At 62.7% G+C, this 7,795-nt stretch carries 7 protein-coding genes; 2 read left to right on the top strand and 5 right to left on the bottom strand.

All coding sequences use genetic code 11. From position 1 onward, the window contains the following. Window positions 1-34: 34 nt before the first annotated feature. The 4 genes from H7I87_RS15560 to H7I87_RS15545 all read right to left on the bottom strand — a co-directional run bounded on the left by H7I87_RS15560 (window position 35) and on the right by H7I87_RS15545 (window position 4,030). Window positions 35-1,123 (bottom strand): acyl-CoA dehydrogenase family protein, encoded by a 1,089-nt coding sequence (locus tag H7I87_RS15560; protein WP_264002758.1) that lies wholly within the window; start codon window positions 1,121-1,123, stop codon window positions 35-37. A gap of 98 nt (window positions 1,124-1,221) precedes the next feature. Next, window positions 1,222-2,781, bottom strand: coding sequence for an amino acid adenylation domain-containing protein (locus H7I87_RS15555; protein WP_083071818.1), 1,560 nt, complete (start codon window positions 2,779-2,781; stop codon window positions 1,222-1,224). A gap of 18 nt (window positions 2,782-2,799) precedes the next feature. Beyond that, the gene (locus tag H7I87_RS15550) at window positions 2,800-3,051 is read right to left on the bottom strand and encodes a phosphopantetheine-binding protein (protein WP_083071819.1); all 252 of its coding nucleotides are present in this window, start codon (window positions 3,049-3,051) and stop codon (window positions 2,800-2,802) included. A gap of 28 nt (window positions 3,052-3,079) precedes the next feature. Further along, window positions 3,080-4,030, bottom strand: a complete 951-nt coding sequence (locus H7I87_RS15545) for a chlorinating enzyme (protein WP_023900908.1) — start codon at window positions 4,028-4,030, stop codon at window positions 3,080-3,082. 304 nt (window positions 4,031-4,334) lie between these two features. Here H7I87_RS15545 and H7I87_RS15540 point away from each other — a divergent pair, with 304 nt between their 5' ends. Then, a complete protein-coding gene (locus H7I87_RS15540) occupies window positions 4,335-5,495 on the top strand; it encodes a pyridoxal phosphate-dependent aminotransferase (protein ID WP_023900909.1) in 1,161 nt (386 codons plus the stop codon). Window positions 5,496-5,636: 141 nt separating this feature from the next. Continuing rightward, window positions 5,637-6,881 carry a cation:proton antiporter gene (locus H7I87_RS15535; protein WP_023900910.1) on the top strand — a complete coding sequence of 415 codons (1,245 nt, stop codon included), beginning with the start codon at window positions 5,637-5,639 and terminating at the stop codon, window positions 6,879-6,881. 221 nt (window positions 6,882-7,102) lie between these two features. Here the strand turns inward: H7I87_RS15535 and H7I87_RS15530 are convergent. Then, window positions 7,103-7,795: MMPL family transporter (locus tag H7I87_RS15530; protein ID WP_264002757.1), on the bottom strand; the 693-nt coding region annotated here is incomplete at its 5' end.

Genomic DNA, 7,795 nt, shown 5'->3' with positions numbered 1-7,795 from the left:
TCTGCCCCGGCCTGCGCGACCGTCAGGTACAGCTCTACAGATAAGGCTGTTCCCGACGACATGCGCAAGGTCGAATCTCACCATCAGACACAGTCAGCCACACCCCGGATCGCCCTACAGATAAGTGGAAGTGCATGCACGCCAAGGCAGCAGCTAACTCGAGGTCGGTTGCTTTCTGCTTCAAGGTTGCCGCGGTGAAGGTGTCCAGGCGGCCTCGACTGTGCTGCCAGGCGGCGAAGTAGGCGAACTGGCGGACCAGCGCCAGTTGACCGGTCAGGTCGGCCAGACGATGCCGCACGCTCTGAAACCCGCTCAACGCCGTGTCGCCCACCACATGAGTGCGGACATGCGCGCCCAGCAGCTCGAGGGTATAGCGGGCGCCGCCCAACGCGAGCAAGCCGGCGATCAGGCGTTCGAAGTCCAGGGCCTGCATCAGTTGGCGCAGTGCACGTCCGGGCTTGCCGAGCACGTTACTGGCCGCTACGGGCGCGTCCTCGAAGGCCAGCGATGCCACACCCGAGCTGCGAAACCCCAGCGGTTCTTCGACGTGGCGCTGCACCGCAGCATTGTCGAGATCGGCGATGATGATGCTGGCGCCGGCTAGGCCGGTCGTCGCTGGTGAGGTGATCGCGACGGTCACCGCGAGATCAGCCGAGACACCGTTGGCCACATGGGCTTTGACTCCGCGTAGCCGGTACTGTTCGGGATCATCGGCGACGGGGGTAGCGCGTGTGGTCAGGTGGCGCAGATCCGATCCGGCGTGGGGTTCGCTGATCGCCAGCGCTGCAACAAGCTCGCCGCGCTGGACCGGTTCAAGGTAGGTGCGGCGCTGCCGGTCACTGCCGAACTGGTGTAGGTATGAGGCGGCCATGTAGGCATGAACGGCTAGTGCGGCGCGGAGGCCGGCATAGCCCGTGCGGCCCAATTCTTCGCATAGCACCGCACTTTCGAGAAACCCGGTCCCGTCATGAGGCAATGCGAGCATGCCTTGGTTGCCCAGCGCCTTCCACGCCGTACCCGGGATGCGCCGTTGCTGTTCCCACGAATCGGCGTGCGGCAACACAATCTCGGCCAGGATGGCGCGGACACGTTCACGTAAGGCCTCGTGCCCGTGGTTGAGGATCGGGTCGGTGCTCTCGGCGACATCGCTCAGTGATGCGGTAATACCGATCCTCCTAGGTGCGTGTTTGCCTTCGAATGCAGTCTCGGCCGACGGGCGGGTCAGGCGGGGGAGAGCAGTGCGGTGCGGTCGATCTTGCCGGTCTCCCCCAGGGGCAGCTCGTCGACCACCGACACCATCTTCGGGATCATGTAGGCGGGTAACCGGGCATTCAGATGGGCGATAACTAGATTGGGCAGTTCTGCTGACATGCTGGGGTGCTCGGCGATGAGGAAGGCGGCCAACGCCCGCTGTCCAAGGCTCGGTTCGTAGGGGGTGACGTAGGCGGTGCGCACTGCGGGGAGCTCTTCGATGCGGTGGCGGACTTCGCCGAGTTCGATCCGGAATCCGTTGATTTTCAGCTGATCATCGCGGCGCCCGCAGAACACCAGTCGATTGCTCTCGTCGAGGTAGGCCAGATCCCCGGTGTGGTAGAGGCGTTCGTGGTGGGGTCCGATCTCTGCGTCGAAGAAATCGGCTGCGGTGCGCTCGGGTAGCCCGAGGTAGCCGGGACTGAGTCCCGGCCCGGCCAAGTGCAGTGCACCAATTTCGCCCGGGGCGCACAACCGGTCTTGGTCGATCAGGTAGGCGCGGGTGTTCTGGATCGGCGTGCCGATCGGCACGGTGGTGGCGTCGGCGGCTATTTCGTTGATCGGGTGATAGGTGGCGAAGGTTGTCGCCTCGGTCGGGCCATAGACGCTGACGATCCGGCCAGGCCCATAGTGGTCTAATGCCCGGCGTATATGCCGGATCGAATGGGCCTCGCCGCCGGCGAGGATGGTGCCCACGGACTCGAAGATCTCGGGGGCCTCGTCGACGATGGTGTTGAACAGCGCGGTGGTGATGAAAGTGGCATCGCAGCCGTGCGCCTCGATGGTTTGGCGTAGTCGAGCGAGCCTCACGAAGCGATCGGGATAGATCACGCACACGCCCCCGTGTAGCAGCGGCGCCCATATCTCAAAGGTGGCTGCGTCGAAGGTGACTGGCGCCAAGTGCAGAACTCGCACCCCGGTTGTCAGGGGCGCATACCGTGAGGCGAAGACGAGCCGCACGATGCTGTGATGGCGGATCGGGACGCCCTTGGGCCGCCCGGTCGACCCTGAGGTGAAGTTGATGTAGGCGATCGCATCAGGGGCAACGGTGGGCAGTTTCACCGGGGGAATGGGCCTGTGGTCTGCGGTGGCGGCGATGACGGGTCTGCCGCACAGCTCTGCGGTGGGGTCGGCGGCCACAACACGCCGTGCGCCGGCGGCGTCGAGCAACTCGGTGATCCTCCGCGTCGGCCATTGCACATCGATGGGCAGATAGGTTGCCCCGCAGAACAGGGTTGCCAGCGCGGCGGTCACCATCTGCAGGCCACGCGGCAGGGCCACGGCGATGACGTCGCCAGGCTGCGCGCCATCGTGTAGCAGACGGTGCGCCAGGCGGGTGGCCGCGTCGTTGAGTTGGCTGTAGGTCACGGTCAGCTCACCGCAGCACACTGCTGGATGATCCGGACGATCAGCGACCTGGCGGGCGAATAACTCACCGACCGGCAGGTCAGGATAGTCCGCATGGGTGTCGTTGAGCGTGTCGTGGGCGGCTAGTGCGGCGTTGTTGGCGGCGATGTCGCGGACGGTCATGCGGTGGGAGCCTCAGTCCTACCGTTGGGGTGCGGTTTCCAGCAGGTTCGCATGGATGGTCGCAGCGATCGCGGTGATGGAGCTGCGCTCATAGAGGTCCTCGGGGCCCAGGGCGTCCTCACCGTACTTGGCGTCGGCGCGGTTCATCAGCTTGACGGCCGTCAGCGAGGTGCCACCGCAGGCGAAGAAGTCGTCATCAACGCTGGTGATCTTCAGTCCCAACTCGCTGCACCACGTGATGATTTGGTTCTCGATCGCGGCGATGTCCATGTCTAGATTTCCTCTCTTAGGATGCGCGTCAGCGGACCTGAAAGGGCGTGCCGTTGACGGTGTGCGTGACGAACTTGTTGTGGCCGTAGTGATCTTGTCCAGAGACCAGCACGCAACCGAACTTCTCCAGGCTGGCGCTTCCGCCGAACTCTTCGAGACTGTTGGAGAATGGGTACACCCGAACCTGGGTGGGAAGATAGCGGCCGGCGAAACCCAAACGCATGTCCTGGGTCTTGCCGATGTGCGGGTGCGAGGCGTGCATGAGGGTCGACCAAAAGATCACAAACTGACCGCGGCGCATGGGAAGTGAAATCGCCTTCGACTCATCTGGTGACCAGTCCGGGTCCTTCTGCAGCTGCCGGTAGTCGTAGCCGAAGAAACCGCGTTTGACGCCGTTCTTCTCCACACCGTTGATCGACTCAGCGTTGTAATCCATGGTCTTGGACTCGTCATAGTTCATGGTTTTGTGCGACCCGGGGATGAACTGCAAGCAGCCCATGTCGACGGTGGCGTCGGTGAACGCACACCAGACGGTGATGGTGCCGCCGAATTCAGAATCTTCCGGCCAAACGATCTGAGGGTGTTTGGAGCCGGCAACATTAGAGAAGTTGTCCGCTTGATGCCAGTCGGTGCCCTCATCACCGGGGTACTTCGGGAAGAACTCGCTTCGCCAGCACAGCGTGTCCGGGCCCAGGATGCTTGATACCCGGTCCACGATCTCTGGCCGAGTGATGTGCTCGGCCAGAAAGTCGATGTCAAGATGGCGGTCGTAATTGGCCAGATTCGTCACACCGGACATCGCGCCATCCTGCTTGTATGCCGCGGTTTTGGTGTTCAGGAGTTTCGGCGTGAGCGCCCGCAACTTCGCCTGCATGTCATCGGGCTCATACAAGTCGAAGGGCCCGGCGAAACCATCTCGGTAGAACTGCTCGAGCTCGTTGGCTGTCAACGCATAGGCGGTGCGCTCTGCGCTAGTCATGGAACCAACACCCTTCCTGAATACTTGTCATTCGCAACGCAACTCGTGCGGCGATAAGTGCAAATCGAGATCGCCGCACCGGCCAGCTCCACGCTCGGCCAGCGCTATACGATCCCGGTGCGAGCCTAAGGTGTTTGGGCATCGTGACGATGTTTGTTGAACAGGGACAACCCTCGTCATCTCGCCGCGGGGCTGGTCTGCAACCGAACAATCCCAGAAATACGCGGGTCAGGCCAAGGCGTGCTTGAACAATGTCGACTGGCACAAGCCCGAGTAGCCCGTGTGTGCCGTTACAGTGACCCACATGAGTGTGTCTCGACTGCAACATATCTCCGGCATCGGAGTAAATGACGTCGGCGATCGGGCCGACGCAGCCAACGACCCCGAAATGCTGCGGTTGGAAAACCTCGACACCGACCTGGCCCCACCAGCCATCGCAAAACAACTGACACGTGCTGCGGTCGATAACGATGCCGCCAACAGTTACCTTCCGTTTGAAGGCCACCACGAGTTACGCCAGGCCGCCGCAGCGCACGTATCCCGTATCAGCGGCGCCAGCTACGACCCCACTGAGCAATGCGTCAGCGTCGCAGGCGGCCTCAACGGCGTGCTCAACACGCTCCTCGCGGTCGTCGAGCCGGGCCAAGAAGTTGTCATCACAGACCCGGCCTACGCAGGCTTGATCAACCGGATCCGGCTCGCCGGCGGCGTCCCACGTCACGTTTCTGCCCGCCCCACCCCGAACGGGTGGCGCACCGATCCCGCCGAACTGGCCTCCGCGATCGGACCCAACACCGCCGCTATCTTGCTCATGGGCCCCGCGATGCCCACCGGGGCACTACTGACCAGCGAACACTTCGACGCGATCGCCGAAGCCGTTACCCGACACGGAATCTGGGTAATTTACGACGCCGCGATGGAACGCATCCGCTTCGATGGCCAGCCGCCGCTTCACCCGGCAAGCCACCCCGGCTTAGCCTCTCGCACGATCACCATCGGCTCAGCATCCAAAGAACTGCGGATGATCGGATGGCGGGTCGGCTGGGTTGTCGGGCCACGGCCCATCATGGCCGATATCGCGCTAGTGGGGCTCACCAATGTCGTCTGTCAGGTGGGGATCGCCCAGCAAGCCGTGGCGGCCGCACTCGCGGCCCCTGACGCCGACGATGACGTCGCCACAGCCACCAACACCTGGCGTCAACGTTGCGAGCTCATCATCGAGCAGCTATCTGCGTACCCGGTCGTTCGCCCACAGGGCGGTTGGTCGCTGCTCATCGATACCACCGAGCTAGGCCTGACACCCCAGCAGGCATCGGCGCTTCTCTTCGACAAGGGCCGCGTCGCGGCCACACCGATGACCGGATGGGGACCCAGCGGGGATCGGTATCTGCGTCTGGTTTTCGCGAACGAGCCGATCGAACGCCTGCGAGACCTGCGCATCCGCTTCGATGCCGCCTTCGGTTAGAAACGCAGCCCCACAACGGAGTTCGGCCACAGGTAACACAAACAGCGAATGACTCGAAGAGCGAAAGTGCCGTGCCGGCAGGCTATGTCGCATATGCGCGTTGCTCTTGCCGGGGCAGCACGGAGGACATGAGGAGAGCACATGCCACTCGGGGACGGCCTGCAGGGACTTGTGACGCTCACCGCCGTCGTGATCGGCTCACTGCTGGCCAAGACCATATTCCGGCGTTGTAACCAGCCAACCGTATTGGGGCCCATCGTTTTCGGCCTCCTGCTTGGCGCCATAGTGGCCTCCTGCAACTCCCAATCGATTCGGATCGTCCTGCCGGGCACATCAAAATTCCTCGTCGAATCCGCTGGCACCGCTGGACTGTTGCTGTTGATGTTCGCCGTCGGGATCGAGCTACGAACTCACCGTCAGACCAAGGACGGACGGCCTCGACACTGGCAACTCGGCGCAGCAGCAATGTTTCCGATCGCACTGTGCGCCGCCGCGGCATGGCCCTTCGCGCACCAGCTAACAGGGATGAAAGGAAACACTTTCTCCGCGTGGGCGTTTGTCGGTGTCGCGCTCGGCGTCACCGCGGTTCCAGTGCTGGTGCTCGTCATCCAGGATCTCAGGGTCACCTCCTCGCCTGTTGCGCGCGCGGCCATACGCATCGCCGTCATCACCGATGGGCTGGCCTGGGCGATGGTGACCCTGCTGCTCGTGCTTACCGCAAAGCACGGCGCCATGTCAGCGGCGGAGCTAGGTATCGGCGTGGCGCTGCTGGTCGTCGTGATCCTCATCGCCCCGCGAATCATCAGCCGATATAGAGCGTTCGAGCAGAACAGCCCGCGGGCAATCACGATGTTCGCATGCGCGCTCACCGGTGCTGCGTCAACCCAGATTCTGGGCTTACATCCAGCTGTCGGCGCGATCATCGCCGGCTACTTTTTCCCCGCAACCCTGACCAACGACCGGGCCAAACATGTCTTAGAGACGGTCATCGATCTACTCATCCCCGCCTTCTTTGTCGCTGCCTCGCTATCAGTCCCACTCCACACACTGCGCGACCAGTTGAGCCGGCAAGGCCTGCTATGCGTGCTGAGCCTCACCATCGCAGCGTTCGCCTCCAAGCTGCTGGCCGGCTACTTCTTCGGCAGGAGCCGCGGCTACACCAGACGAGCATCAAGCCAACTCGGGGCCTTATTGAACTGCCGCGGCGTCACAGAGATCGCCATCGCATCCGTCGGTTACCAAGCCCAACTGATCGGTGCTTACGCCTTCGCAATGCTATGCGGGCTAGCTATTTTCACGACCGCGGTCACTGCGCCCCTGTTTCGCGCCGTCGAACCGCGTGCCCACACGCGAAGCATCGAAGGCATCTCCGTAGCGTCGGGCTGACGCGAGATGCGCCCCTCGACGGGGGCGGGATGGCCTGATCGAGATCGGTGCAGTGTAATCCTCGTCAGGACACCCGTCCTGAGAACCTCATTCTGGATTATGGAGCCGGGTGTTTCGCGAAATAGTATGCCCTGCAGTACATCCACGCCATCGGCTCGGGTTAGTGAGGACCGTGCGAAACCCAGGGAGCGGCCAGACCTGTTCTTTGCCCTGCAGCCGAATTAGTGTTCGTCCGCGTCGGCGTAAGCAGGGGTATATGAGCTGGTGTGTGCGGTTTCACTGATGCCGACCCGATGGTGTAGCCAGCCTAGGGGTTTGGGGGCCCACCAGTTGTTCCGGCCGAGTACGTGCATGAACGCTGGGACTAGCACGGTGCGTATCAGGGTGGCATCCATGGCGACGGCCAGTGTGAGGCCGAGTCCGAACATTCTCATGAAGGACACCTGGGAGGCGCTCAGCGCGGCGAATGAGATGGACATCACGAGTGCGGCGGCGGTGATTACGCGTCCGGTGCGGGCCACGCCGAGTGCCACGCTTTCGTCGTTGGCGGCGTTGGTTTGTGGTGAGGTCAGCCAGTATTCGCGGATTCTCGATACCAGGAACACTTCGTAGTCCATTGAGAGGCCGAATGCGATGCAGAACAACAGCACCGGCATGTTGGCGATCAGTGTTCCGGTCGCCGTGGTGCCCAGGGCGCCGAGATGGCCGTCTTGGAAGATCCATACCAGTGCGCCGAAGGTGGCTGTTAGCGATAACACGTTGAGGACAAGGGCTTTGAGAGGCAGCACGAGAGCAATGATCAGAACCTGTGGATGAGCCTCGGGGTGGGGGCGTGAAAGTGGGCGCACCTTCCCGAGGATGATCTGAATGTCAGTAGGTCCGATCATGAGCCGGCGTTGGCGCGCTGGTTCGGG

Origin of the sequence: Mycobacterium timonense, from assembly GCF_025821985.1 — a bacterium.
GTDB lineage: Bacteria > Actinomycetota > Actinomycetes > Mycobacteriales > Mycobacteriaceae > Mycobacterium > Mycobacterium avium.
This window is presented reverse-complemented; position numbering and strand designations above follow the sequence as displayed.